This is a genomic window from Deinococcus sp. Marseille-Q6407, from assembly GCF_946848805.1.
Taxonomy (GTDB): domain Bacteria; phylum Deinococcota; class Deinococci; order Deinococcales; family Deinococcaceae; genus Deinococcus.
Genome location: NZ_CAMPFU010000001.1, coordinates 361,293 through 385,588, shown reverse-complemented (window position 1 = coordinate 385,588; position 24,296 = coordinate 361,293). Strand labels below are relative to the sequence as shown.

24 protein-coding genes and 1 pseudogene are annotated in these 24,296 nt (G+C 65.5%); 10 read left to right on the top strand and 15 right to left on the bottom strand.

Going from position 1 to position 24,296, the window contains the following annotated elements:
* Positions 1–12 precede the first annotated feature (12 nt).
* Positions 13–561 (top strand): DinB family protein, encoded by a 549-nt coding sequence (locus tag OCI36_RS01930; RefSeq protein ID WP_261663374.1) that lies wholly within the window; start codon positions 13–15, stop codon positions 559–561.
* A 55-nt stretch (positions 562–616) separates the two neighbouring features.
* Here the strand turns inward: OCI36_RS01930 and OCI36_RS01925 are convergent, their stop codons facing one another.
* The 6 genes from OCI36_RS01925 to rplU form a co-directional block, all read right to left on the bottom strand.
* Complete coding sequence (locus OCI36_RS01925) at positions 617–2,095, bottom strand: DUF4403 family protein (protein WP_261663373.1); 1,479 nt, start codon at positions 2,093–2,095, stop codon at positions 617–619.
* 62 nt (positions 2,096–2,157) lie between these two features.
* Positions 2,158–3,255 carry an LptF/LptG family permease gene (locus OCI36_RS01920; protein WP_261663372.1) on the bottom strand — a complete coding sequence of 366 codons (1,098 nt, stop codon included), beginning with the start codon at positions 3,253–3,255 and terminating at the stop codon, positions 2,158–2,160.
* Positions 3,256–3,304: 49 nt separating this feature from the next.
* A complete protein-coding gene (locus tag OCI36_RS01915; RefSeq protein WP_261663371.1) occupies positions 3,305–4,348 on the bottom strand; it encodes an LptF/LptG family permease in 1,044 nt (347 codons plus the stop codon).
* 52 nt (positions 4,349–4,400) lie between these two features.
* Positions 4,401–5,702, bottom strand: a complete 1,302-nt coding sequence (obgE, locus tag OCI36_RS01910; RefSeq protein ID WP_261663419.1) for a GTPase ObgE — start codon at positions 5,700–5,702, stop codon at positions 4,401–4,403.
* Between the two features lie 103 nt (positions 5,703–5,805).
* Entirely contained in the window at positions 5,806–6,054 is a 249-nt protein-coding gene (gene rpmA, locus OCI36_RS01905) for a 50S ribosomal protein L27 (protein ID WP_261663370.1), read from the bottom strand.
* A gap of 30 nt (positions 6,055–6,084) precedes the next feature.
* Positions 6,085–6,387 carry a 50S ribosomal protein L21 gene (gene rplU, locus OCI36_RS01900; RefSeq protein ID WP_261663369.1) on the bottom strand — a complete coding sequence of 101 codons (303 nt, stop codon included), beginning with the start codon at positions 6,385–6,387 and terminating at the stop codon, positions 6,085–6,087.
* Positions 6,388–6,763: 376 nt separating this feature from the next.
* Here rplU and OCI36_RS01895 point away from each other — a divergent pair, with 376 nt between their 5' ends.
* Positions 6,764–8,035 (top strand): hypothetical protein, encoded by a 1,272-nt coding sequence (locus OCI36_RS01895; RefSeq protein ID WP_261663368.1) that lies wholly within the window; start codon positions 6,764–6,766, stop codon positions 8,033–8,035.
* A 31-nt stretch (positions 8,036–8,066) separates the two neighbouring features.
* Here OCI36_RS01895 and OCI36_RS01890 read toward each other — a convergent pair whose 3' ends face one another.
* The gene (locus OCI36_RS01890) at positions 8,067–8,327 is read right to left on the bottom strand and encodes a hypothetical protein (RefSeq protein ID WP_261663367.1); all 261 of its coding nucleotides are present in this window, start codon (positions 8,325–8,327) and stop codon (positions 8,067–8,069) included.
* Between the two features lie 31 nt (positions 8,328–8,358).
* Here OCI36_RS01890 and truA point away from each other — a divergent pair, with 31 nt between their 5' ends.
* Positions 8,359–9,216, top strand: coding sequence for a tRNA pseudouridine(38-40) synthase TruA (gene truA / locus OCI36_RS01885; RefSeq protein ID WP_261663366.1), 858 nt, complete (start codon positions 8,359–8,361; stop codon positions 9,214–9,216).
* A gap of 36 nt (positions 9,217–9,252) precedes the next feature.
* Here truA and era read toward each other — a convergent pair whose 3' ends face one another.
* The gene (gene era / locus OCI36_RS01880; protein ID WP_261663365.1) at positions 9,253–10,167 is read right to left on the bottom strand and encodes a GTPase Era; all 915 of its coding nucleotides are present in this window, start codon (positions 10,165–10,167) and stop codon (positions 9,253–9,255) included.
* 137 nt (positions 10,168–10,304) lie between these two features.
* Here era and OCI36_RS01875 point away from each other — a divergent pair, with 137 nt between their 5' ends.
* Entirely contained in the window at positions 10,305–10,616 is a 312-nt protein-coding gene (locus OCI36_RS01875; protein ID WP_261663364.1) for a hypothetical protein, read from the top strand.
* 104 nt (positions 10,617–10,720) lie between these two features.
* Here the strand turns inward: OCI36_RS01875 and OCI36_RS01870 are convergent, their stop codons facing one another.
* Positions 10,721–11,224, bottom strand: coding sequence for a DinB family protein (locus OCI36_RS01870; RefSeq protein WP_261663363.1), 504 nt, complete (start codon positions 11,222–11,224; stop codon positions 10,721–10,723).
* A gap of 88 nt (positions 11,225–11,312) precedes the next feature.
* The gene (locus OCI36_RS01865; protein ID WP_261663362.1) at positions 11,313–11,561 is read right to left on the bottom strand and encodes a hypothetical protein; all 249 of its coding nucleotides are present in this window, start codon (positions 11,559–11,561) and stop codon (positions 11,313–11,315) included.
* Between the two features lie 177 nt (positions 11,562–11,738).
* Here OCI36_RS01865 and icd point away from each other — a divergent pair, with 177 nt between their 5' ends.
* Together icd and OCI36_RS01855 are read left to right on the top strand one after the other, a co-directional pair.
* Positions 11,739–12,992, top strand: a complete 1,254-nt coding sequence (gene icd / locus OCI36_RS01860) for an NADP-dependent isocitrate dehydrogenase (protein ID WP_261663361.1) — start codon at positions 11,739–11,741, stop codon at positions 12,990–12,992.
* A gap of 110 nt (positions 12,993–13,102) precedes the next feature.
* A complete protein-coding gene (locus OCI36_RS01855) occupies positions 13,103–14,482 on the top strand; it encodes an FAD-binding oxidoreductase (protein WP_261663360.1) in 1,380 nt (459 codons plus the stop codon).
* A gap of 49 nt (positions 14,483–14,531) precedes the next feature.
* Here the strand turns inward: OCI36_RS01855 and OCI36_RS01850 are convergent.
* Positions 14,532–15,628, bottom strand: a pseudogene (locus OCI36_RS01850) (cation:proton antiporter).
* Between the two features lie 71 nt (positions 15,629–15,699).
* Positions 15,700–16,194 carry a cation:proton antiporter regulatory subunit gene (locus OCI36_RS01845; protein ID WP_261663359.1) on the bottom strand — a complete coding sequence of 165 codons (495 nt, stop codon included), beginning with the start codon at positions 16,192–16,194 and terminating at the stop codon, positions 15,700–15,702.
* 154 nt (positions 16,195–16,348) lie between these two features.
* On the opposite strand from OCI36_RS01845, the gene OCI36_RS01840 reads away from it, so the two are divergent.
* Together OCI36_RS01840 and OCI36_RS01835 are read left to right on the top strand one after the other, a co-directional pair.
* Positions 16,349–17,494, top strand: coding sequence for an FAD-dependent monooxygenase (locus tag OCI36_RS01840; protein WP_261663358.1), 1,146 nt, complete (start codon positions 16,349–16,351; stop codon positions 17,492–17,494).
* Positions 17,495–17,876: 382 nt separating this feature from the next.
* Entirely contained in the window at positions 17,877–18,866 is a 990-nt protein-coding gene (locus OCI36_RS01835; protein ID WP_261663418.1) for an IS4 family transposase, read from the top strand.
* Between the two features lie 139 nt (positions 18,867–19,005).
* Here the strand turns inward: OCI36_RS01835 and OCI36_RS01830 are convergent.
* Positions 19,006–19,706 (bottom strand): IS1 family transposase gene (locus tag OCI36_RS01830; RefSeq protein ID WP_148231767.1). Its coding sequence is split into 2 segments (ribosomal slippage): positions 19,006–19,472 and positions 19,472–19,706, totalling 702 coding nucleotides; the frame shifts between segments, so codons are not numbered across the junction.
* Between OCI36_RS01830 and OCI36_RS01825 the strand changes: the two genes are divergently transcribed.
* Entirely contained in the window at positions 19,705–20,754 is a 1,050-nt protein-coding gene (locus OCI36_RS01825) for a transposase (protein ID WP_261663417.1), read from the top strand. The genes OCI36_RS01830 and OCI36_RS01825 overlap by 2 nt on opposite strands.
* A complete protein-coding gene (locus OCI36_RS01820; RefSeq protein WP_261663357.1) occupies positions 20,735–21,100 on the top strand; it encodes a lysozyme inhibitor LprI family protein in 366 nt (121 codons plus the stop codon). Before OCI36_RS01825 ends, OCI36_RS01820 begins: the two co-directional genes overlap by 20 nt.
* A 7-nt stretch (positions 21,101–21,107) precedes the next feature.
* Here the strand turns inward: OCI36_RS01820 and OCI36_RS01815 are convergent, their stop codons facing one another.
* The gene (locus OCI36_RS01815; RefSeq protein WP_409996707.1) at positions 21,108–22,946 is read right to left on the bottom strand and encodes an ABC transporter ATP-binding protein; all 1,839 of its coding nucleotides are present in this window, start codon (positions 22,944–22,946) and stop codon (positions 21,108–21,110) included.
* A 79-nt stretch (positions 22,947–23,025) separates the two neighbouring features.
* Entirely contained in the window at positions 23,026–24,249 is a 1,224-nt protein-coding gene (locus tag OCI36_RS01810) for a 23S rRNA (cytosine(2499)-C(5))-methyltransferase (protein ID WP_261663415.1), read from the bottom strand.
* Between the last annotated feature and the right edge of the window lie 47 nt (positions 24,250–24,296).

The window sequence follows — 24,296 nt, the reverse complement described above, 5'->3', positions numbered from 1 at the left end:
TAGACTGCCGGCATGACTGCACCCCAACCCCTACAAGATCCTGCCGTGCTGCGCCACTTCGGCCAGACTCCCACACAAGTCCAGGCTGCCCTGAGTGCCCAGCTGGACGCCTTCGAGGCCGAGCTGCGTACCCGCGAACACGACTGGACCACGGTGCAGCCGGGCCGCGAGTGGTCGCCGGCGCAGGAAGCCGAACACGTTGTGAAAATCAACAGCGGCATCACCCGCCTGTTGGGTCTGCTGCTCTCGGACCGCGAGCTGCGCCCGACGCCGCAGACACCCGGCGTGCTGAACGTGCTGAAAGACGGTAAGCGGCAGGCCCCGCCCGAAAGCCTGCCGAGCGCCGCTGGTCTGCCCTGGCAGAGCTGGGAAGAAGTCTGGAGCGGGCACCGCGCCGCGCTGGAAACGGTGGCCGCCGGCATCCATGAAACGCCGGGGCGCACGGCCTGGCACCCCTTTTTCGGTGAGTTGGACGCCCTCGACTGGCTGCGAATGGTGGCCGCGCACCTGCACAGCCACCGCGAACTGCTGGAACGGAGCGCCGCGGCCCGGCAGGACTGATAGACCAGCAAGACCGAGTAGTGCGGGCGCTTAGCCCTCACCCAGCTCTGCTGGTCTAGCCCAGCTGGTCTATCAGCGCGGCCGCGTCCACCTGCAGGTTCAGCGCAGCAGCGTCGGCGGCGGCTGTGATTTCCAGGCCCTGCCGGGTGACCCGCAGGTCGTCCAGCTGAAAGCCGCCAGGCTCGGCGCGCAGGCTCAGCCCCGGCCGGAGGGTGGCTGGCAGCCCCGCTGCGGCGCTCTGTTCCAGCGCCGTCAGCTGCGGCGCTAGGTCGAAGCGGGCAATGCGGGCCAGGGCTGCACTCAGGCGCTCCGACAGGAACGGGGCGAGCCACCGCTGCCCGGGCAGCTCGGCGTCCAGCTGCACCTGCACATTTTCCAGGGTGACGACCCGGCCGCCGGGCCGTAGCCAGGGCCGCCCGCCCACCCAGGCAGTGATGCGGCGCGGCCGGCCCAGACCACTCAGGGTCAGCCGCGCCGTCAGGTCCAGGCGCTGCTCCTGTGGCGAGCCGGCCACGTCCAGCCCTTCCAGCTGCAGGCGGGGTGCCCAGCCGGGCAGCGGCAGTTCCGCCAGCTCACGCTGCGCCGCCGCAGTGACCAGCCGGGCCAGCGCCACAAACGGCAGCAGCACCGGCGCCCGCAGGTGCAGCTCGCCGGGACCGCCGGCCTGTGCTGTCACCCGCAGCTCCGGCAGCAGTGCGCGGCCCGCCGGTGCCCGCGGCGGCTGGCCCAGTTCGGCGCGCAGGTAGCCTTCGGCTTGCAGGGTCAGCTGCAGGGCGTCGCCGCGCAGCCCCAGCCCGGCCACCCCCAGCGTCTGCGGCATCGCCTGTGCGTAGGCAGGCCCCAGCGCATCCACTTCCGCGTTGCCGGCAGGCAACGGCAAAGGCCAGGGCTGCTGCAGCTGCGTCCAGACCGTCTCGGCCCGCTCACGCAGTCCGGCGGCCTCGCTCACGGCGTGGGCCACCTCTTGCGTGACCCGTGTCAGCTGTGACCGCACTGCACTTTCGGCCAGCGCCGCCACGCTCAGGCGGGTTCCCGGCAGCAGTTCAGCCGATAGAGGCTCGGTCCAGCGCAGTTCGCCGCTGACCTCGGCGCCGGCTTCCCAGTCGGAGCGCAGATAAGGCCGGAGCCGGAGCCGCACCGTGGCCGCCCCGCTGAGGTCACGGGTCAGCGAACTGGACAGGCGGTCGGCCCAGCCGGCGCCGCTGCCCGGCAGTTCAGGGCGCACCGAGAAAGTGGCCTGCAGCGGCACTTCCAGCTCCAAGGCATCGCCGCTGCCTCCCTCACTGGCCGGCACCACCTGAATATCGCCCTGCCGGGCCACCACGCCGTAGATCCGGATGCCAGCCCGTCCGCCCAGTACCCGCTGCTCCCTGTCTATACGGGCAAATTCACGCGGAATGCGGGCATTGAGTGCCTCGCGCACGCCGGCCAGCGGTACGGTGACCGGCAGGCTGAGACTGGACAGCGGCAGCGGTGCCGGCGGCAGAGCATTTTCTGGCACAGCGTTCGGTGGGGCGGCATCACTGGAGGTCATGTCGCCTTTCACCTTATCCCGGCTTCCCCGCTGCGTTCACAACCTTCAGCTTAGGCTGGGCTTTACTGGCGGCTGGCCCGCCACAGCAGCAGCGCGCCGGCCAGCAGGGCCACCACGTCCGGCCCAAAAGCGGCCACCGGCGCAGGCAGAGCGCCATTTTCACCCATCACCCGGAACACGCTCCAGGTGGCGTAGTAGGCAAAGCTCAGCAGCAGTGCCCAGACCAGCCCCAGGTTCAGCCCCGAGCGGAAGGTATACAGCGCCAAGCTAACCGCGAAAAAGGCCAGCGCCAGCGCCGAAAGCGGCTGAGCGAACTTGCGGTACAGCGCCGTGAAGTCGGCCGGTGAGTGAATACTGCTTTCCCGGTACGAGTCGGTGCGCTGCTTGAGGGTCGCCAGCGGCAGGTAAAAAGGGTCCAGACCCTTGCCGCCGTCAAAGCTGGCCTGCACGTCCTGCACCGGCAGATGCCCGGACTTGAAGGTCAGCACCGTGACCGGACGCGCGCCCTGATACGACACCCGCTGACCGCCGCGCAGTTCCAGCACGTTGCTGCCCGCCGCCAGGGTGCCTTCACTGGCCGTGATCACCTCGCGGGGGGGCAGCCCCGGCTGCATGGTCACGATGCGCAGGTTGTGCAGGGTGCCGTCCTCGCCCACGCTCCCCACGCTGATGGCGCGGTTCAGGGCGTCACGCAGCACCAGGCCGCCGCTGGCCGTCTGCGCCAGCCCAATCACCCGGGGGTTGTCCAAAATAATCTGGCGCTGCACGCTCTGGGCCTGCACCTTGGCGCGGGTGACCAGCGCCTCGTTGATGCCGAACGACAGCAGCGTGACCAGCCCGGCCAGCAGCAGCACCGGGCGGAACAGCGTGGTGCCGGGAATCCCGCCCGACAGGGCCGCCTTGATCTCGCTGTCGCCGCTCAGGCGCGAGAGGGCCAGCAGCGCGGCGAACATCAGCGCCAGCGGCAGCCCAAAAGCCATCGCCTCGGGCACATTCAGCGCCAGCAGCTGCGCCACCAGCGCGGGGCTGGCGCCCTTGGCCAGCAGCGGGGCCAAGACATCTTCCAGGCCCTTGAGCATCAGCAGCACGATCAGGGCGCTCAGGGCCGCCACCAGCAGCGGCAGGATCTCAGAGAGGATATAGGTCTCGAACCGTTTCATGCCTGGTCTCCCTTCATGGCCGCTGGTGCCGGCTTCATGGCCTTTAGCCTCACCGCAGCCTCCAGGCCAGCGCCGCTGCCAGCACGATAAAAATCAGGTTGGGCAGCCAGGCCACCAGCGCCGGAGACAGCGCTCCACCCGCTGCCAGCTGCGGCCCCAGTGTCCAGGGCACGTAATACACCACGATCACCAGCAGCACCGCCGCAAAAGCCCAGGCGCGGTTCGGCATCAGCAGGCCCAGCAGCCCGGCCGCCAGCGCAAAAATCACAGCGGTAAAGGAATCGGCGGTGCGGCTGGCCAGCTGGTGCTCCAGCGTGCGGCGCTCGGCCCCTTGCAGCTCAGGGTCGGTCAGGTCGGCGCGCAGCTGGGCGCTGCTCAGCTGGTCGGCCTCGGGGCGGGGCGGGGCCAGGGTGTCCTTTTCTGCCAACGTCAGCGGCCCGCTGGTCTGCTGCGGCACGCCACCGGGCCGAGTCACCCACGGATCGGTCAGGGTCCAGGTCTGGGCAGCGGTGTTCCACACACCACTGTCAGCCGTGATCACCTCATTGCCGCGCTGCACCATCACGCCGTTCAGCAGGGCTTGCTGTGCTTGCTCGCTGCTAGACACTCGCCCGGCGTAAAACAGCGTCTCCCCTTCCGAGTAAGCGTACATTTCCTTGGTGGGCGGCTGCGGAGTCATGCCGTAGATATCGTACCAGGCGTCGTACCAGCGGGCATTGGCCCAGGGCGCCACCCAGCCGGAGTTCCAGAAAGTCAGCGCCCCGACCACCAGGAAAGGCAAAGCCAGCGGCCAGACCAGCGAAAGAGGCCGCACGCCCGAAGCGTACATCGCCTTGATTTCGCTGTCGCCCTGCATCCGCCCGAACGAAAGCAGCACCGCGAACGGCACCGCCAGCACCAGCGAGCGGTTGAGCAAAGTAGGCAGGTTATACAGCAGCGTCGACAGTGCCTGCTGCGGCGAGGCGTGGTAGTTCAGGAACACGCCCGCCGTCTGGCTGATCACGTCGGTCATCTGCAGCACCACGAACAGCAGAAAACCCATCACATACCACTTCAACACGTCAAGCAGGATGTAACGGGTCAATCTGGACATAAGTTCTATTTTAAGCGCAGCGGATGAGAAGCAGCTAGAGCCAGGGCGGGCTTCAGTTCTCGTCCTCGTAATACTCGAAGCGGAAGGTACCGATTTCTACGGTGTCGCCTTCGCGGGCGCCGGCGCGCTTGAGGGCGTTGTTCAGGCCCTGGCGCTTGAAGAGGTTGGCCAGGTACTCGGCGGCGTCTTCCAGGTGCCGGGCAAAGCGCACCAGTTTGTCCTCGAAGCCGCCCCCATGCACCGTCCAGATGCGCTCGTTCTCCTCGCCCTCGCCGGCTTCTTCCTCGTGGAATTCGATGCGCAGCGGTTCTTCGCGGACCGTATCGTCTTCCTCGTCCAGCGCGTGCGTCTCGGCCCACAGCTCGCGGCTGGGCAGCAGGTCGAAGATGGTGCCACGCAGGTCGTCCAGACCCTGGCCCTCGCGGGCACTGACCGGCAGCACCGCCAGGCCGAACTCGGCCGCTAGGTCGTCTTCCACCATCAGGGCCAGGTCTTCTTCGACCAGTTCCACCTTGTTCAGCGCAATCAGCGCCGGGGATTCCAGCAGCTGCGGGTCGTAGGAACGCAGCTCGGCCTGCAACTGCCGCAGTTCCTCAACCGGGTTCACGGTCACGTCCAGCACGTACACCAGCAGCCGGGTGCGGCTGATGTGGCGCAGAAATTCCAGGCCCAGGCCCTTGCCCTCGCTGGCCCCTTCGATGATGCCGGGGATGTCGGCCAGGGTAAAGCGTTCGTCCGTGCCGGGCCGCTCCACCACGCCCAGGTTGGGGCTGAGGGTGGTGAACGGGTAATCGGCAATGCCGGGCCGGGCGTTGCTCAGCGCGGCCAGCAGGCTGCTTTTGCCCGCATTGGGGTAGCCCACCAGGCCCACGTCGGCAATCAGGCGCAGTTCCAGCCGCAGCCGGCGCTTCTGGCCGGGAATGCCCAGCTCGGCAAAGCGGGGGGCCTGCCGGGTGGCGCTGACAAAGGTGGAGTTGCCGCGCCCGCCGGCGCCGCCCCGCGCCACCACTTTTTCCTGGCCGGCTTCGGTCAGGTCGGCAACCACCCGGCCACTGTCACGGTCAAAGGCGGTGGTGCCCACCGGCACCTCGATAAAGAGGTCCTCGCCGTCGCGGCCCTGGCGTAGCCGGCCTTCGCCGTAGCGGCCGTTTTCGGCCTTGAACTTGCGCCGGCCCACCATCCGCTCCAGCGACTCCACGCCTTCCACGGCCCGCAGAATCACGCTGCCGCCATGCCCACCATGCCCGCCGTCGGGGCCACCTTTTTCCAGATATTTGGCCCGGTGAAAGCTCATGGCACCGTCGCCACCGTTTCCCGCCGCCACTTCGATTTCCAGGGTGTCTCTAAAAGCCATCATTTCTCCCTTGGGCGCCTGACGGGCACCCCTTCAACTTCATAAAAAAACACCCTCCCCGGAAGCGGGCGAGGGTGCGGGGGCTCAGCGTGTGCGGAGCCGGTTACTCGACGCTGATGAAGCGGCCCTTCTGGCCACGGTCGTTGAACACGACCTGCCCGTCCACCAGGGCGAACAGGGTGTGGTCGCGGCCCATACCCACGTTGGGGCCGGCCTTGAACTTGGTGCCGCGCTGGCGGACCAGGATGTTGCCGGCCAGCACCTTTTCGCCGCCGAACTTCTTCACGCCCAGGTACTTGGGGTTGCTGTCGCGTCCGTTCTTGGACGAACCTACGCCTTTTTTGTGTGCCATTTCAGATTCTCCTTAAGAGGGTAAGTGGGCTTAGGCCGTGATGCCGGTGATCCGGATCGCGGTGTAGCTCTGGCGGTGGCCGGTGCGGCGGCGGAACTGCACGCCGCTCTTGTACTTGCGCACGTAGATCTTTTCGCCGCGGCCGTGCTCCACTACTTCGGCGTTCACGGTGTAGCGGCCGGCGTCGTCGCCGTAGGCGGTCTGTTCGCCGCCCACCAGCACCGGAGTAAAGTCCATCTTGTCGCCGGCTTCGCCCTGCAGGCTCTCCACGCGGATTACGTCGCCTTCAGATACGCGGTACTGTTTTCCACCGCTCTTGATAATTGCAAACATCTTGTTTCCTCCCGCTGCGCCGCCTTGTCTGCCCCGGTCCGGTTTCTGGATTTCGGTCAGGGTGCCCCCTCCGTCTGACCGCCGGCCTCCAGCGAACTGGAAGGCGGGGAATCACTGGGCAGGGCCGAACGTGCTTTCTGGGCGCAGGCGCATAGCCCCACGTCAAGCAGGGCAACCGAAGGGGGATTTTATCATGCGAGCGTCCTCCGGAGCAACCAAGCACCCCCGTCGGGAACCCGGGGCCGCTCAGCCGCGTACCGGCCACCATGAGCAGCGCAGCCGGAGGCCCGGTGCCGGCCGGGCATGCGGCCCGCGGGTACACTAAGAGCCAGCTCCCCCTTTTCCCCCGCACCGCTTCAGACCAGACAGGAGCGCCATGAAACGCAGCACACCCAAAAAGACTTCTGATTCCTCCGACTTCAGCCAGCAGCGCAAGCGGGACCGCCGCTTCGCCACTACCGAGGTGCAGGACGTGCCAGTGGTGATTCTGCACGAGACTCCGCCGGAGGTCAGCAGTCCGCTGGTCAGCCCGACAACGACCCCAGCCGCGCCGCTGGGGCAGCCTGTTCCACATTTTTCGGCCAAAGGGCGGCAGGGCCTGCAGGTTTATGCGCTGAATGAACTGGAACGTCTGGAACAGGCCATGCGCTCCCTGGGGGCCGACGTGCGCCAAAGCCGGGTCACGCTGCACTGGCTGCCCGACACCGCCGACCGGCGCGGGCGCGAGGGCCTGCAGCTCGTTGCGGTGGCCGACCTGGGTGGGCGGCTGTTCACGGTGCAGCCGGACCAGCGCGACCCGGCCGCCGCCGAGCTGACCGCGCTGCAGGCGCAGGCCCTGCAGGCAGGCGACCGCATTGCGGTTACGCCGCAGGACTGGGCGCAGGTGGACGCCTGGCGCAACTTCGGCGGCGAACCGCTGCGCTGGGTGCAGCAGATAGAGGGCAGTTCCTTCTCCTGGCTGCCCTGGGTACTCATTACGGTCACGACGTTTTCCAGCGGCCTATGGTGGCTGGGGATAGCTTGGATTTTCGGCAGCATGTACCTGTTTTCCGATGACCGGGTGCGCGATTACCGCAGCGGCTACTTTGAGAACCGGGGAGCAGCGCCACCGTTCAGGGAATGGCTGTGGCACACCCTGCGGAGCCCCACCGCAGCCAATCTGGTGCCGGGCGCGCTGGCTCCGGTCACGAAACCCGTGCCGACTGTATCCAGCGCGCCCGGGCAGGCAGAAGTCCGGACAGAAGCCTCCGCAGCGCCCACTGCCACCCCAGCCGCCTCTACCCCCAGCGGCGGCGGTAGTGACGCGCTGACCAGCCGGCTCCCGGACGACCTGGCTGCCGGGCTGCAGATGGTGCGTGACCGGGTGGCCGACCTGCCGGAGGAAGACGTGATCACGGCCGAGGGCTACCGCCTGCGCGGCCTGGCCGAACGCTGCGAGGAAGCGGCGCGGCTCTACCTGCGCCTGCCGGCCGGCAGTGCCGCCGCCGCGACCGCTGCCGCCGAGGTGCGGGCCATGCTGGAAGACAGCCTCCAGTCTCTGTCCCAGGCCGGGTCGCGTTCTCAGCAGCAGCAGGAAGAAACCCTGCGGGCCATTCAGAACCTGCGGCAGTCCAGCGTGCCGAGCAGCGATCCTCTGCGGCTGGACTGAGCGGGCCGGCGAGTAGGACTGGATCTCACCCCTACTGAGGCTGGGTCATCACCTGAAAGGCCCAGCCGCGCGTGCCGGCCGGCAATTCCAGCGGCGGCACCGCGCCCTGCCAGCGGGTGACCAGCAACACCAGTTCGCCCGCGCTGTCGGCTTGTGCCGGGCTGTGCAGCACCTCGGCGCCCAGAAAGCCAGGCAGACTGGCCCACGCCTGTGCCAGCGCCCAGAGGGCCGCCGCGCCGCCCCGCCGCTCTGCAAAATGAACCCAGTGGCCTTCTTCAACCGAGTGCGTCATGAACCCAGCCTACGCGCTAGCCTGGGCAGGCATGAGTGACGCCCCGCCCCAGTTTCCGCCCGACCCCGCCGCCCCGCGCCCGCTGCACTACGCGCCGCCAGAGGGCTGGACGCGGGTGCTGCTGACAGCGGCCTGGGACGGCAGCGCGTACGGCGGCTGGCAAAGTCAGCCCAACGCGCCCAGTGTGCAGGACACCCTGCACGCCGCTCTGACCCGGCTGGGGCTGGACGCCGCCCGCCCGGTGGCCGCCGGCCGCACCGACGCCGGAGTCCATGCCCTGAGCATGCCGGCGCACGTGGATCTGCAGGCCCCCCGCATCCCGGCGGAGCGGCTGGCGCTGGCGTTGGCCCGTCAACTGCCGCGCAGCGTGGTGGTGCTGGACGCCCGCTCGGCCCCGGCAGGCTTTCACGCCCGCTTTTCCTGCACCCAGCGGCAGTATCTCTACCAGATTCTAAACGCCCCGGCGCGGCATCCGCTGGAAGAGGGCCGCTCGCTGTGGGTACGCGGCGCGCTGGACCTGGCCGCCATGAACGCCGCCGCCGAGCACCTGACTGGCCTGCACGATTTCGCGGCGTTTGCCACCAAGGAGGACCGCCAGACCGTGCGCGAGTTGCAGCGGTTGGCAGTCACGGCCTCAGCCCTACCTTACGGCCGGCGGGTCACTCTGGAAGTGGTGGGCGAAAGCTTCCTGCGCCACATGGTGCGCGGGCTGGTGGGCACCCTGCTGGCGGTGGGTCAGGGCAAACTGCCCCCGGAAGCGGTGGCGGACATCCTGGCCAGCACCGACCGGCGGCAGGCCGGCATCAACGTGGCGCCGGATGGACTGTATTTTGCCGGTGCTCACTACGCGGGGTTCCCGAACCTGTACCCAGCCAGGCGCAGCGGCTAGAAGCGCTGCCGCTGCGCCCCGGGTCCTCTGCCCGCCTTACTCGTAGCCCAGTTCGCGCAGGGCTTCGGGGTCTTCACGCCAGCCGGGGATCACCACCACTTCCAGGCCCAGGAACACTTTGGCGTTCAGCAGGGTTTCCAGCTGCTTGCGGGCGGCAGTGCCGATTTCGCGCAGCTGCTTGCCGCCGCTGCCGATCACCATACCCTTGTGGGCCACCTTTTCCACCACGATCTCGCCCTCAATGCGCTGCAGGCCGTCGTCGCGCTCGGTCCAGCGGTTGACCCGGGTCGCCACCGCGTAGGGCAGTTCGTCGCGCAGCCGCACCATCGCTTCTTCGCGGATGATCTCGGCAGCCCACTGCTCGCGGCTCTGGTCGCTGGCGCTGCCCTGCGGAAAGAAGAACGGGTTTTCCGGCAGTACGTCCAGTATCTGCTGGCGCAGCGCCGTCACCTTGGCGTCATTTTTCTGGGCGCTCAAGCTGGTCACGCTGGTGTCGCCCTCGCGGCCTTCCAGCAGCGCTTCATACAGGCGGGTGGCTTCTTCGGGGTACTTGGCGGCGTCCTGCTTATTGCCCACCAAAAACAGCGGCTTGGGCAGTTCGCGGATCTGCCGGGCCACCAGTCGGTCCTCGTCGGTGGGTGGGTGGCGCAGGTCCACCACCCAGATCACCGCGTCAATATCCGACAGCGCCGTGCTGACTTCATTGTTCATGTACTTGCCCAGGGCGTCTTTGGGCTTGTGGACACCGGGAGTATCCACAAACACGATCTGGTGGGTCTCATCGCTGAAAATGCCGCGCACGCCCCTGCGGGTGGTCTGGGGACGGTTGCTGGTCGGCGCCACCTTGGTGTTAAGAAATGCGTTCAGCAGGGTGGATTTGCCCACGTTGGGCTTGCCGACAATCGCCACAAAACCGGCGTGGGTGTCGTTCTGGAGCTCGGGATTGGTCATCCTTCTATTGTGTCATGCGGGGCGGCGGGAGCGGTGTGCGGCAGGCAGAGGCTTCATTTACGTCTCTTGCTCCGTCTCTTGCGCCACGCATACGCCACCACCATTTTCTCTTCCGGCCTCCGCTTACACTGCGGTGGATGACCTACACCGACCTTTCCGTCAGCCCCGATGACCGCGCCCGCCTGGACCAGATTTTCATGCAGGTGGTGCTGGACGTGCAGGCCCAGGCCCAGCAGACCCAGCCCCCCCAGGCCGGCAACCTGGCCGCCATGTTCCACAAGGAGCAGGTGAGTGAGGTGCTGCAAGGCTGCGCCATGCTGATTGCCGGCTGGAACCAGGGCCGCATTGACGGCGCCGGCCTGAGCCGCACAGTCAAGGGGTTAAAGGCGCTGGAACTGCCGGAACTGGCCGGCCGGACCGAGAACCTGCAGCACATCGCCGAAGGCTGAGCGACCGGGAAAGGCTGGCGGGAAACCGCTCGGGCAGAACTTCAGCGAGCCGACGGGAGAAAGCAGGCGTCCTCGCAGCTTCAGCTTCTCTAGAGGGGTGTCCCTTACCAGGTATCCCCGCCGCCCGAGGGCGGCCAGGCGCCGATGCTCTGGCGCACGCTGATGATCTGCCCGAAATGGTGCGCGGTATGCAGCGCGAAATCGGCCAGCAGCTCGCCCACCGTTTCCTCGAAGTTGACCGGGTTGGATAGGTCCGGGCGGGCGGCGTGGGCATCTATACGGGCCAGCAGATCGTAGAACTCGGTCTTGACGGCATTCCATTCCCCGGCTGGCACCTCGCGCCAGGTGTCGGCAGCGTGCTCGGGATAGGGCTTGGCCTCGCCGCTTTCCAGAATGTCCAGCATCCAGCGGTTCCACCAGTTCACATGGTCCAGCAGGCTCGCCACCGAGTGCGGCAGCCGCTCCGGTTGCTGCGCGGCCTGCTCGGGACTGATGTCGGAAATGATTTCCTCCACGCTGAGAAAAGCCTGTCCGCCCCGGAACAGTTTGGGCAGTAGGCGGGCAAAGGCCAAGGTCGAGGCCTGGGCGCGGGGGTCGGCTTGGGTCATGAGAGCCAGTTTACCCCGGCTCCAGGCCAGCAAAAACCGCCCATCCCTGGAGATGAGCGGTCAGAATCAGCTGAGGTGAGTCTGGGGCTTATTTGCCGTTCAGCGCGTCGCTGATCTGGTCTTTGGCCTTGTCGAAGGAGGAGTTGGCCTGGGCATTGTCCACTTCGGCGCGCAGGCGGTCGGCGCCTTCGTGCAGCTTGTCGCTGGCCTTGTCCAGCAGGCTGCCTTCGTTGCTGGCGATGTTATGACCAGCAGCGCTGGCGCGGTCGGCCCCTTCGTTCACTTTGGCGCTTGCGACATCGGCCAGATTTTCCAGGATACTTTTATCTTCTGCCATGAGTATGTCCTCCTTGAATTGGAATGGGGACAGCATGGCTGCATATACGCCGGGTCCGGTAAGGAATCAATCAAGGCGCCTTGACCTTCAGGCGGCGTCCGGCCCCGCCGGATATACAGCTGCCCTTACCGCCGTAGTGACAAGACAGCCCCTTTATGACACGCTAGACTGAGGAACGTGGAAAGTAAGATTAAAGTTCCGGAACAGGGCGAGAAGATCACCATGCAGGGTGGTCAGCTCCAGGTGCCCAACCGCCCCATCATTCCTTTCGTCGAAGGCGACGGCACGGGCCGCGACATCTGGCGCGCCAGCGTGCGCGTGTTTGACGCTGCCGTGGAAAAAGCCTACGGCGGCCAGAAAAAGATCGAGTGGATGGAAGTCTACGCCGGTGAAAAGGCCAACGAGGTCTACGGCGAAGCTGTCTGGCTGCCCGACGAAACGGTCCAGGCCTTCCAGGATTACCTGGTCGGTATCAAGGGCCCGCTGACCACCCCGGTGGGCGGCGGCATTCGTTCGATCAACGTGGCGCTGCGCCAGGAGCTGGACCTGTACGCCTGCGTGCGCCCGGTGCAGTACTTCCGGGGCGTGCCCAGCCCGGTCAAGCGGCCCGAGGACATCGACATGGTGATCTTCCGTGAAAACACAGAAGACATCTATGCCGGCATCGAGTTCAAGGACGGCACCCCCGAGCGCGACCAGCTGCGCGACTTCCTGATCGGCACCATGGGCGTCAAGAACATCCGTTTCCCCGACACCACCGGCCTGGGCATCAAGACCGTGTCCAAGGAAGGCACCGAGCGTCTGGTGCGCGCCGCCATTCAGTACGCCATTGACAATGACCGCAAGTCGGTGGCGCTGGTGCACAAGGGCAACATCATGAAGTTCACCGAAGGTTCCTTCCGCGACTGGGGCTACGCTGTCGCCAAGAACGAATTCGGCGCCAAGGAGCTGGACGGCGGCCCCTGGATGGAACTGCCCAACGGCATCGTCATCAAGGACGTGATTGCCGACAACTTCCTGCAGCAGATTCTGCTGCGCCCCACCGACTACGACGTGGTGGCGACCCTGAACCTGAACGGCGACTACCTGTCCGACGCTCTGGCGGCGCAGGTGGGCGGCATCGGCATTGCGCCCGGTGCCAACATCAACTATGTGACCGGCCACGCCATCTTCGAGGCCACCCACGGCACCGCGCCCAAGTACGCCGACAAGGATGTCATCAACCCCTCCAGCGTGATTCTGAGCGGCGAGATGATGCTGCGTCACCTAGGCTGGAACGAAGCGGCCGACCTGATCATTCACGCCCTGGACAAGACCATTCAGGACAAGACCGTGACCTACGACTTTGCCCGCGACATGGAAGACGCCACCCAGGTGAAGACCAGCGAGTTCGCCGACAACATCATCAAGAACATGGATCAGGTGAAGTAAGACCCTTTTCCGGTGTTGTGAAGCAGGCTGCGGGCATCCGGCTCCGCAGCCTGTCTTGTGATGTGGGACGGCCCGGAAGAGCAGCGGCGCCGGCGGGCTTATCCTGACTTATGCCCCATCCTCAATTCACGGCAGCGGCCCAGGCCGCCTGGCAGGAACGTTTCGGCGAGCAGTTCACCCTGGCGGCGGCGGTACGCGAACAGCACGGCCGCGACGAGAGCCGCGAGACACCCGTCTTGCCCGACGCGGTGGTGTTCGCCCGCAGCGAGGAAGACGTGATTGCCGCGCTGCGGCTGGCTTCCGAGCAGGGGCTGCCGGTGGTGCCCTGGTCGGCCGGCAGCAGCCTGGAAGGCCAGCTGATTCCGGTGCAGGGCGGAATTTCGCTGGATCTGAGCGGCCTGAACCGGATTCTGGAAGTGCGCCCCGGCAGTTTTCAGGCCACCGTGCAGGCCGGCGTGACCTACCCGGAGTTGAACCGGCAGCTGCGGCGCGAAGGGCTATTCTTTCCGGTGGACCCCGGCGCGGAAGCCTCACTGGGCGGCATGGCCAGCACCAACGCGTCGGGCACGGCGGCGGTGCGCTACGGCACCACCCGCGACAACATTCTGTCGCTGCGGGCGGTGCTGCCCGGCGGCGAGGTGGTGCAGCTGGGCAGCCGCGCCCGCAAGACGGCGGCCGGCTACGACCTGCGTGGGCTATTTATCGGCGCCGAGGGCACCCTGGGCGTGATCACCGAGCTGACGGTGCGGCTCTATCCTCTGCCGGCCCACGTGGTAGCGCTGCGGGCCAATTTCGGCAGCATCGAAGAAGGGGCCGCCTGCGCGGCGCTGCTGATGGGCGCCGCCCTGCAACCCGAGCGCCTGGAACTGATTGACGCCGGCGAGGTGGCAGCGGTGAACGAGTACCTGGGCCGCGGCTACACCGTGGCGCCAACCCTCTGGATGGAGTTCGCGGCGGCCACCGAGGGGGCGCTGGAAGGCACCCTGGCCCTGGCCCGCGAGCTGTGTGAGGACAGTGGCGGCACCGGCCTGGAAACCGCCTACAGCGAACCCGAGCGGGCCGCCCTCTGGGAAGCCCGGCACAAGGCCTACTACGCTATTACGGCGCAGCACCCCGGCCACGCTTTTCTGACCACCGACATCTGCGTGCCGATTCAGAACCTGCCGGACATGGTGGCCTACACCGCCGAGCTGTGCCGCGAGGAGAACCTGGACGCCAGCCTGGTGGGCCACGTGGGCGACGGCAATTTCCACATGACTTTCCATGCCGCGCCGGACGACACCGCACGCTGGGCGGCCATCCACGGGGTCTACGACCGGATGATCGCCCACGCCCTGGAACACGGCGGCACCTGCACCGGCGAGCACGGGGTGGGCCTGCATAAAAAAGGCCACCTTGCCAGCGAACACGGCGACACCCTGGAACTGATGCGGCAGATCAAGGCCGTCTTTGACCCGCAGGGCATCATGAATCCGGGCAAGATTTTCTAAGCCCGGCTAGGCAGGCGGGGTCGGTTCCGGCCGCCCCGCCCACGGCACCTCAGCTGGTGCGGCGCCGGTCCACCCACTTTGCCAGCGGGCCGTCGAAGCGGGCCAGCACCGGTCCAAGGATGGCGGTCATCAGCACGTAGGCAGCGGTAAGTGGCCCCAGCACCGGCGTCAGCGCTGCGCCCAGACCCGCGATCAGGATGGAGAACTCGCCGCGCGGAATCAGGGTGACGCCAGCGCGGATACGGCCCCGCGTCTGTACGCCGGCGCGGGCCGCACCCTGCCAGCCCACCACAAATTTGGTGGCCGACGTGACCAGGGTCAGCAGCAGCGCCGGCAGCAGCACGGCTGGCAGCGACGCCACATCCATTTCCAGGCCGAAGAACACGAAAAAGACCGCCGCGAACAGGTCGCGCAGCGGTTCGATCAGCACCCGTACCCGGTGGGCCACTTCCCCGCTGAGCGCAATCCCCACCAGAAACGCCCCGATGGCGGCCGAGACATTGATCATGTCGGCCAGCCCAGCCACCGCCAGCACCAGGCCAAAGGTGGACAGCAGCAGCACCTCGGCGCTCTGCACGTTCATGATGCGGCTCAGCACGTGGCCGTAGCGCAGCGCCAGGAAAAAGGTCAAGCCGAACGCGCCCAGCGCAAACAGGAGGTTGCCGCCGATCTGCCAGGCCGTGCCGCCGATCAGGAGCGCCGCTACGACCGGCAGGTAAAAGGCCATCGCCACGTCTTCCAGCACGCAGACCGCCAGAATGACCGGCGTTTCACGGTTGCCGAAGCGGCCCAGGTCGGCCAGCACCTTGGACACGATGCCGGAACTGCTGAGATAGGTAATGCCGCCCAGCAACAGCACCGCCAGCGGCGGAAAGCCCAGCAGCAGCCCGGCCAGCACGCCCGGCGTGAAGTTCAGCGCCAGTCCAGCAAGCCAATGCGGCTGTTGGCCCGCAGGTTGTCTTCCAGCTCGCGGCTGGTGTATTCCAGGCCCAGCATGAACAGCAGCAACACAGAACCGATTTCGGCGCCCACATGCACGAAGCTGGCCGCGCCGCCTTGCAGCGGCATGAATTGCCCCAGCAGAATGCCGGCAATCAGGTACAGCGGAATAGGGGTCAGGCCGATGCGGCCGGCAAAGCGGCCCATGAACGCCAGCGCCAGAATGACGGCGCCCAGCTGCAAGAACAGTTGCCCAAGGGAAAGTGCAGCGCCCTCCATCAGCTTGCAGGTTTACCGTTGAGAAAGTTCTCGGCCCGCAGCACACCGGCCGGTGTGTCCACCACCACCAGCACGTCGCCGAGGGCCAGCGGATGCGCGGGGCCAGGGGCGGGAATGGCGGTGCCCTGCCGCACGATGGCAACGATGCTAGCGCCAGTATTGGTGCGCAGCATGGTTTCGCCCAGGGGCCGGCCGCTGAAGGGTGATCCTTCTTCTAGGGTGACCCAATCAAGCGCCAGACCCTTGATTTCCTTGGTGAGGGTGGTGACCTGCCGGGTGACGGTGCTGCCACCCAGCATGTCGGCCACCGCTTCGGCCTCCTCGGGGGTCAGGATGATGGCTTCGTCGCAGGCGTCCGGGTCCTCGCGGCTGGCGACAAACACTTCACGCCGGCCGTCGCGGTGGGTAATCACACCAACGCGTTTGCCGTATTCGGCATCGAAGTCAAAGCGGCGACCAACGCCGGGCAGAGCAGTTTCTTCTATGCGGGGCATCTTTCTAGGGTAGACCAGCGGGGCCGCAGCAAATCCCTTACGCACAACAGGGCTTTCTGGAAATTTTCCAGATGAAGAAGTGGTAAGCACCAAAAAAGCCCCGCAGAATGAAGGTAGGGTGAAAGTCCCGCCTCTCAGACCTTAAGCTGGGGGCATGTATCTACAACATCAGAATATTGCCATCATTGGGGCGGGGGTCAGCGGGCTGGCGCTGGCGGGTGCACTGAAGTTGCAGGGCGTGAGCAGCCGGGTGTATGAGGCCAGCGATCAGCTGTGGTCGCTGGGCGGCGGCCTGATTATTCCGCCCAACTCGGTGCGGGTGCTGGAACAGCTGGGCCTGGATACGGTGCTGAAAGTGCGGGGGGTAGAGCTGCACGATATGCGAATTTACGATGTCTCGGGCCGGTTGCTGTACGCCCGCTCCCAGGGCGAGGTGGCCCAGCGGCACGGGCACCCGCTGCTGGGGCTGGCTCGCGAGGACCTGCACCGAGTGCTGGCCGAACACCTACCGGAAGGCACCGTGCAGACCGGGCACCGCCTGACCGGCCTGGACAACGAGTTCCATGAGGCGGTGGCCCACTTTCAGAACGGGCAGACGGTCCACGCCGACCTGCTGGTGGCCGCCGACGGCCGGGATTCGCAGGTGCGCACTCTGCTGTACCCCGAAACCCGGCTGGTGCCCACCGGCGACGTGGCTTATAGAGGCGTCACGGCGCAGCGGCCGGGCGGCGAGCTGGATCAGGCGTTCAGTGAATTCTGGGGGCCAGGCCGGCGCTTTACCTGCTTCCGGATGAGTGACGGCCTGACCTCCTGGCACGCGCCGGTGCGTCAGGGCGCAGGCACACCGCTGCTGGATAAAGCCGGGTTGCTGCACGCCATGCGGGACTTCCCGCCGGCCGTGCTGGGCCTGATCGAGGCGACCGACGCTGACCAGATCACTGCGCTGCCGCTGCAGGACATCTCGCCGCTGCCCGAGTGGTGGAACCGCCGCACCGTCCTCATCGGTGACGCCGCGCACGCCACCAGCCCTAACCTGGGACAGGGCGCCGCGCAGGCCCTGGAAGACGCCGCCGCGCTGGCCCAGCACCTGGCCGCCGCCCCTGACCGCTACAGCGCACTGGAAGGCTACCAGCAACAGCGCGAGGGCACCGCCAACGCCGCGACTGCCACCGCTCGCGCGTTCGGGGAGTTGGGCCGGGCAAGGGGCGTGGCCCGCTTTGCGCGCAACTTGGCCCTCAGCCTCAACCCGGAGCTGGCCCGGCGGCGGATTGAAGCGTTTTATGGTGATCCAGTCGGCTGAGAACAGCGCCCAAAAACATGCCGTGAGCAACAATCCGCAAAAAGTGCTCATGGCGTAAAAAGCATCTCTATGATCTAAACATGAAAATCGTTGCTCTTACCAGGCGTTCCATCGTTTTTGGTCTGGCCATGGGAATACTGAGCCCTATGGCTGGAGCGCAGCTCAGTAGGTGACAACTTCAGTTTGACCTCGTTCCAGACGGGAAAAACCAACAGTCGGTCCCATCAAGCTTGATGGGGCCGTCTGTGTGCGGTCTTCTGAGAGTGTGAAAACAACAGAATCCGCTGCTCAGCAGGCTACCGCACTCACCCAGCACTTCAAAGCGCACGCCAGTCATCTCCGCATTGACACCCTTCAGCGCTTGATTGACGTCCTTCTGGCGATGATTGCCGCGAGGAGCATCAATCATCACGACCTGAGTGCCCACATGCCGGGTATCAGCATGCCCCAGGCTAAGAAAAGGCGGGCAGACCGCACCTTCCGGGATGAGCAGCTGGACATGGACTTTTTCATCGCTCTGCTCGTCGTCCATCTTCCACCGGGGAAGGTGTTGCTGAGTCTGGACCGCACCAATTGGGAGCATGGGGAAACGCCCATCAATTTTCTGGTGCTTGGAGCCGTGGTTCATGGCTTCACCCTGCCCCTGATTTGGGTTCCTCTTGATGAGTCTTGGAACAGCCACACCTACGCCCGTATGTGGTTGGTATTGAAGCTCCTCCGCGTCTTGCCAGCGAAACGCTGGCAAGGCCTGGTGGCTGACCGTGAGTTCATCGGTGCGGAGTGGTTCCGTTTTCTCCGTCGTCAAGGCATCAAGCGGGCGATCCGCATTCGGCACAGCGACATGCTGGACGACATGAATGGGAAGGAATGGTTTAAGCACGTCCAGCACGGTCATTTCCATGAAATCGACGAAAAGGTGTTCGTGTTTGGCGAACTCATGCGGGTGGTCGCGACGAGGTCATCCACAGGTGACCTCGTCATCATTGCCACAGATTTCAGCGCTCGGAAGACCTGGAAGCTGTACAAGCAGCGCTGGTCAATCGAGTGCACCTTCAGCAGCTTCAAGAAGCGAGGCTTCGACCTGGAGCGGACTGGGATGACGGAAAGGAGCCGTCTTCAGCGGCTCTTCGGCTTGGTGACACTGGCCTGGATGTTTTGTTTGCGCTTGGGGGTCTGGCTCAGCCAGACCCAGTCCATCCCCATTCTCAAGCATGGTCGTAGAGCGGTCAGTCTGGTGCGGTACGGTGCTCAGCATCTCGTGGATGCCTTACGATGGAAACCACAACAGTTCATGGCTGTCCTAGACCTGTTGACCCAGCCTTTTTGCCCACCAGGAGGGGCTGGAAGTGAAGTTCTCAGAACTTGCACCTGAATAGGCGGACAAAAAGCGCTCCCAGAGCTGAAATTCTGGAAGTGTGAATCAACCGGTTTCAGGGGAGCGCACCCATATTCTCTCACAGCGGATTCTGGACATTCCAGAGACGCTGTATCAGCAGCGGGTAGTGGCTACATCAACGTGACAAGTTGTATCGGTGGAAGGCCAGAGTCAGGCTGGCTTCGAGCATTTCGTCCGTCTTCGAGAAAGACAACGACTTACGAACAAGCCGACCCAGCCGCTGTCTCAGCGTGCAGTTCAATCGTTCGACATGATTCGTTTCTCCCTTCCGGGTTAGCCGCTTTACCCCCAAGAGCGGTTCATCGTAGGCTCGCCACAGATCGGTGCAAAACGTCCCTTTCAGTCGCTGCTCAAGGGACAATGGTAAGCGTTCCCAGAGCTTGAACGCTGTTTGCTCACTGCGGTCACCCAATACCCAGGCCAGCACCCTGCGGGTGCTGCGCTCCAGGGCAATCCAGATCCACCTCGTCTGTTTTTTCTTGGCAACGAAGGTCCACATTTCATCCAGCTCAATGACCACTTCTTCTGGAGGTGTCATGCAGACTGTACCAGTCTGCATCACTTCACGGGCCCCTTTTTTATCCACCGGATCACGGTGTTGCGGTGAACACCAAAGACGCGCTGTACTCCTCTCAGACTCATCCGCTCGTGGACAGCATCAAGAATTTGTTGCCGGGTCGCTTCACTGTGCGCTATAGGGCGGGCCTCCGGGTGGAAACGACGGCCACAACCCTTACATAAGTAGGTCTGGGTGCCATTTTTGGCCTTCCCATTTTTGACAGTGTGTGTGCTTTGACAGGCTGGGCACTCCGGCATCCTGTCAGTAGATCACGTTGGTACAGCCACTACCCAGCAGCGAAGCTTGCAAGCTTCGCTGCACCTCTTCCACAGTCCAGGTCAGAAGACCAACTTCAGCCAGGCTGAGGGAGTCAGTCCCAGTGCACTCAGCAGTTTCTTCAACATCTACGACTGGGATTCAGACCGTTGCTGGGAAGAGATGCAGGACACCCAATGGCGCATGTTGCTGGACGCGGCTCGTCACAAACGCAGACCTCGTCTGCGTCTCAGTGTGGACCTGACCACGGTGGAAAAGGTGGGGACTCAACTGCCCTACGTCAGCGTCTACAACGGCAGGCACGGCATCCATCTGGTGGTCTTGTTCGCCGAAAATGGGGAACTGAAGTTCCCCATTTCTTACCGGATCTACCAGGGCAAGCACACCAGCACCCCGGTCACACTGGCCCTCGACTTGCTGGAAGAGGTGCCAGACTTCGTGGGGAAACGCTTTCAGGTCTGCGTACTGGCGGACAGCGGATTCGAATCTGCTGTCTTTCTGGAAGGTGTGCAGCGTCTAGGTTTCGAGTTCGTGGTGGGTGTGCGGAGCAACCGACGCACGGATCATCCTGGGCGGGTGACAGTGGCGGATTGTCCGCACGGAGGGTATGTCAACCTCGCCAACTGGCCTCTGGAAACGCTGTCTCTGGGGAGAATAGACCGTGGGGACCGTGAATTCTTCGCGGTGTCGTCTGAGCTGTTAGAGGGGGATGACATCCTGGCCGAAGGAAAACGGCGCTGGGCACTGGAGTCGTTTTTCAAAGAAGGGAAGCATCAGTTTGGGTTGGCGCAGTTCGCGCTGCGAACTGCCAGGGGTCTGGACCGCTGGATTTTGATGGTCTTCCTGGCCTTCACCCTGACGACGCTGCACCGCTCAGAGGCCCTGACCTTGAAGGAAGCTGCACGCCTGGCTCTCTACGCCTTGTTCCCCGAAGTCAGGCTGAACCACCTGCTGAGCCAAATTCAAAAGGAGCAAGAATTCCTGCGCCAGCACGGCTATTCGCTCAGCTATGCAAGGTGCAACTTATGAGAAGTTGTCACCCACTGAGGGAGCGCAGAACAATTGCACCAATCCCAGCAATAATTTTGATGGTCTGTATTGCCTTAGCAAGGATTATTACCATTTAGACGAGCAGTTAAACGCGACCTATCAGGCATTGAGCCGTGCCCTTCCGGCTGAAGCAAGAGCCACCCTGACGCAAACGCAGCGGGCCTGGATTCAGAAACGCAACGGACAATGCAGCACCAGTGATTACGGCGGTTTCTATATCGATATGCAGTGCGCAGTCAGAACAACGCAGACGCGCCTGGATTTTCTCAAAGCGCGTCTACGTGAATGCCAAAACGGACGTTGCCGTGCAGATAAATTGCAGTAAATCCTACTCAGAGGGATTCAGAGTCAGCCGCTGACTGGTCGTTCTCGCGGTCCTGCCAGGTGCGGTGCAGCTCGGCGTACAAACCGCCCTGCTCCAGCAACTGGGCGTGGGTGCCGCGCTCCACGATCTGGCCCCGGTCCAACACCAGAATCTGATCGGCGTACTGCACCGTGCTGAGGCGGTGGGCAATCACGAAGGTGGTGCGGCCATCCATCAGCACGTCCAGCGCGGCCTGCACCAGAGCTTCGGACTGGTTGTCCAGGGCACTGGTGGCCTCGTCCAGAATCAGCACCCGGGGGTTTTTCAGCAGGGCGCGGGCAATGGCGATGCGCTGGCGCTGTCCGCCCGAGAGCTTCAGGCCGCGTTCGCCCACCACCGTGGTGTAGCCGTCCGGCAATGCCTGGATGAACTCGTGCGCGTTGGCCGCCTGCGCCGCCGCCCGCAGGTCAGCCTCGCTGGCGTCCGGGTGGCCGTAGCGAATATTTTCCTCGACCGTGCCGGAAAACAGCTGGGTGTCCTGCGGCACCAGCCCGATGTGAGAGCGCAGTTCACCCAGGTCGTAGCTGCGCACGTCGTGACCGTCCAGCTCAACCTGCCCGGCGGTCACATCCCAGAAACGCGGAATCAGGTTGACCAGGGTAGTTTTGCCGGCGCCGCTGGGCCCGACCAGCGCCACCGTCTGCCCCGGTTCGGCGGTCAGGGAAATGTTCTGCAGCACGTCCTCGCCGCCGTAGGAGAAGCCCACGTTCTCAAAATGCACCTGCCCGCGCGGCTGGGCCAGCGGCAGCGGGTTGGCTGGGCTGCTCAGCTCGGAGCGTTCACCCAGCAGCTCAAAGATGCGGCCCGAGGCCCCCGCCGCCTCCTGAAACTGGTTGACCAGCCCGGTCAGCGCGGCAATTGCGCCGGCCACCTGAATGGCGTAGAACAAAAAGGCCACCAGCGCGCCGGGAGTCAGGTCGCCGGCCATCACCTGCCGGCCGCCGAACCACAGCACCAGCGCCAGCGACCCGAAAGTCAGGAACGACATGATGCCGCCCATCAGCGCCTGCCAGCCGGCCCGGCGCAGCGCCGCGTCGAAGCTGGCCCGCACGCCCGCGCCGTAGCGGCCGCGTTCCAGGGTCTCGGCGGTGAAGCTCTGCACCACCCGCACCCCGCTGATGGCTTCCTCGGCGCTGGCGTTGGCCCCGGCCACCGCGTCCTGCACCTCGCGGCTCACGGCCCGGATGCGCCGGCCGATCACCACAGCCACCGCGATGATCAGCGGCAGGCCGATCAGGGCGTAAAGGCTGAGGCGCGGGTTGGTGGTGATCAGGAGAATGGCGCTGCCGATCAGGGTGACGCCCTGGGCAATCAGCTGCGCCAGTGCGGTGCTGCTGACCCCCTGCACGGTGCCCACGTCGGCGGTCAGGCGGCTGGTCAGGTCGCCGGTGCGGTGGTCCGAGAAAAAGCGCGGCGACAGCGTGAGCAGGTGCCCGAACAACCGCTCACGTAGGGTCGCCACCACGCCGGCCCCCACCCGCGCCAGCAGATAGGACTGCGCCGCCGCAAACAGCGAGGAGAGCGCGAAGATGCCCAGCAACAGCAGCACGGTGCGGTCCAGTGCGGAAGTGTCGGTGCTGCCCACCTGCAGGAAGGAAGCGTCCACCAGCCGGCCGAACAGCGCCGGGAAAGCCAGGTTGAGCCCACTGGACACGAGCGAGGCCACCACGCCCAGCCAGAACAGCGGGCGGTAGGGGCGGGCGATCTCCCACAGGGGCCGCAGGGCCGACACCAGCGAGGCGGGTTTCATGCGTGGTCGGCGGCCCGCCGGGCCGGAGGCAGCAAAGGAGCGGGAAGGACGTGACATGAGAGCCAAGCTAGCAACTGCGGAGCCGGGGGAATGGGGGCATTTGGCTTTTACGGCCCCCGGTCAGGCCGGCCCAGCCTCAGTCCTCGAACTGCAGATAAATTGCCTTGAGGTACTGCGCTTCCGGGAAGCTGGCGTGGTGGTCGGGGGCGTGCCGGGTGCGGGCCACCTCGCGCCAGGGGCGGCCGCTGCGGTCGGCGGCGGCGCGCACCGCGTCCCAGAACTCCTCGGCGCTGACGTGGGCCGAGCACGAGGCACTCAGCAGCAGGCCGCCGCGTTCCAGCCGGCGGATACCGTCCCGCGCCAGCCGGCCGTAAGCGCGGATAGCGCCTTCGCGTTCGCTCTCGCGCCGGGCCAGCGAGGGCGGGTCCAGAATCACCAGGTCAAACAGCTCGCGGCCTTCCGTCAGCCACTCGAACACGTCGGCCTGCACCGCCCGGTGGGGCGCCGTCAGGGCCGGGTTGAGGGCAAAGTTGCGCTCGCTGCTGTCCAACGCATGCCGGCTGATGTCCAGGCTGACCACCTCGCTCACCCTGCCCTGCGCGGCGTAGAGGCTGAAGCCCCCGCTGAAGCTGAAGGCGTTCAGCACCTTCTTTCCGGCGGCCAGGTCGCGTACCCGGCGGCGATTCTCACGTTGGTCCAGGAAAAAGCCGGTCTTTTGCCCGCGCACCACATCAGCCTCGAAGGCGATGCCGGATTCGTGAAAGACGACGGCCCCCTCCGGCGCCTCGCCCACCAGGGTCTGCCCGTCGGCCAGGCCCAGTTCCGCCGCCAGCGCCCCGATATTGCGGCTGAGGCGCAGCACCACCCGCAAGCCCGGAAAAGCGCCAGCGAGCAGGTCCAGCACCAGCGGCAGATGCGGAAACCAGGCCGCCGAGTACAGCTTGAGCACCAGCGTGTCCGCGTAGCGGTCCACCACCAGCCCCGGGAACCCGTCCGACTCGCCGTTGATCACCCGGTAGCCGTCGGTCTCGGGGCCGAAGAGGCCGGCACGGCGCAGCAAGGCGGCATCAAAGCGGGCCTGCCACCACGCCCGGTCCACCGTGGCCGGGCTGCCGGCGTGCAGCACCCGCAGCCGCAGCGGCGAATGCGGGTCGTACAGGCCCACCGCCAGAAAGCGGTTGCGCCGGTCGTAGACCACCGCCAGTTCGCCGGCCTCGCCGGGGCGGTTCTGACCGCGCACGCTGGATTCGTACACCCAGGGGTGCCCGGCCCGCAGCGAGCGCTCGGCGGCGGGCGAGACGGTGAGTTTGAGACGTGGGGTGGCAAGAGGCGCAGAAGTGGGCACAGACGGAGAAGGCACAGACACGCTCCCAGGCTAGAGCATTCCCGCGCCCGAGCCAGGGCCAT

Coding starts and splice junctions, on each gene's coding strand:
- OCI36_RS01930 (WP_261663374.1), top strand. CDS start 13: ATGACTGCACCCCAACCCCTACAAGATCCTGCCGTGCTGCGCCACTTC.
- OCI36_RS01925 (WP_261663373.1), bottom strand. CDS start 2,095: ATGACCTCCAGTGATGCCGCCCCACCGAACGCTGTGCCAGAAAATGCT.
- OCI36_RS01920 (WP_261663372.1), bottom strand. CDS start 3,255: ATGAAACGGTTCGAGACCTATATCCTCTCTGAGATCCTGCCGCTGCTG.
- OCI36_RS01915 (WP_261663371.1), bottom strand. CDS start 4,348: ATGTCCAGATTGACCCGTTACATCCTGCTTGACGTGTTGAAGTGGTAT.
- obgE (WP_261663419.1), bottom strand. CDS start 5,702: ATGGCTTTTAGAGACACCCTGGAAATCGAAGTGGCGGCGGGAAACGGT.
- rpmA (WP_261663370.1), bottom strand. CDS start 6,054: ATGGCACACAAAAAAGGCGTAGGTTCGTCCAAGAACGGACGCGACAGC.
- rplU (WP_261663369.1), bottom strand. CDS start 6,387: ATGTTTGCAATTATCAAGAGCGGTGGAAAACAGTACCGCGTATCTGAA.
- OCI36_RS01895 (WP_261663368.1), top strand. CDS start 6,764: ATGAAACGCAGCACACCCAAAAAGACTTCTGATTCCTCCGACTTCAGC.
- OCI36_RS01890 (WP_261663367.1), bottom strand. CDS start 8,327: ATGACGCACTCGGTTGAAGAAGGCCACTGGGTTCATTTTGCAGAGCGG.
- truA (WP_261663366.1), top strand. CDS start 8,359: ATGAGTGACGCCCCGCCCCAGTTTCCGCCCGACCCCGCCGCCCCGCGC.
- era (WP_261663365.1), bottom strand. CDS start 10,167: ATGACCAATCCCGAGCTCCAGAACGACACCCACGCCGGTTTTGTGGCG.
- OCI36_RS01875 (WP_261663364.1), top strand. CDS start 10,305: ATGACCTACACCGACCTTTCCGTCAGCCCCGATGACCGCGCCCGCCTG.
- OCI36_RS01870 (WP_261663363.1), bottom strand. CDS start 11,224: ATGACCCAAGCCGACCCCCGCGCCCAGGCCTCGACCTTGGCCTTTGCC.
- OCI36_RS01865 (WP_261663362.1), bottom strand. CDS start 11,561: ATGGCAGAAGATAAAAGTATCCTGGAAAATCTGGCCGATGTCGCAAGC.
- OCI36_RS01855 (WP_261663360.1), top strand. CDS start 13,103: ATGCCCCATCCTCAATTCACGGCAGCGGCCCAGGCCGCCTGGCAGGAA.
- OCI36_RS01845 (WP_261663359.1), bottom strand. CDS start 16,194: ATGCCCCGCATAGAAGAAACTGCTCTGCCCGGCGTTGGTCGCCGCTTT.
- OCI36_RS01840 (WP_261663358.1), top strand. CDS start 16,349: ATGTATCTACAACATCAGAATATTGCCATCATTGGGGCGGGGGTCAGC.
- OCI36_RS01835 (WP_261663418.1), top strand. CDS start 17,877: ATGATTGCCGCGAGGAGCATCAATCATCACGACCTGAGTGCCCACATG.
- OCI36_RS01820 (WP_261663357.1), top strand. CDS start 20,735: ATGCAAGGTGCAACTTATGAGAAGTTGTCACCCACTGAGGGAGCGCAG.
- OCI36_RS01815 (WP_409996707.1), bottom strand. CDS start 22,946: ATGTCACGTCCTTCCCGCTCCTTTGCTGCCTCCGGCCCGGCGGGCCGC.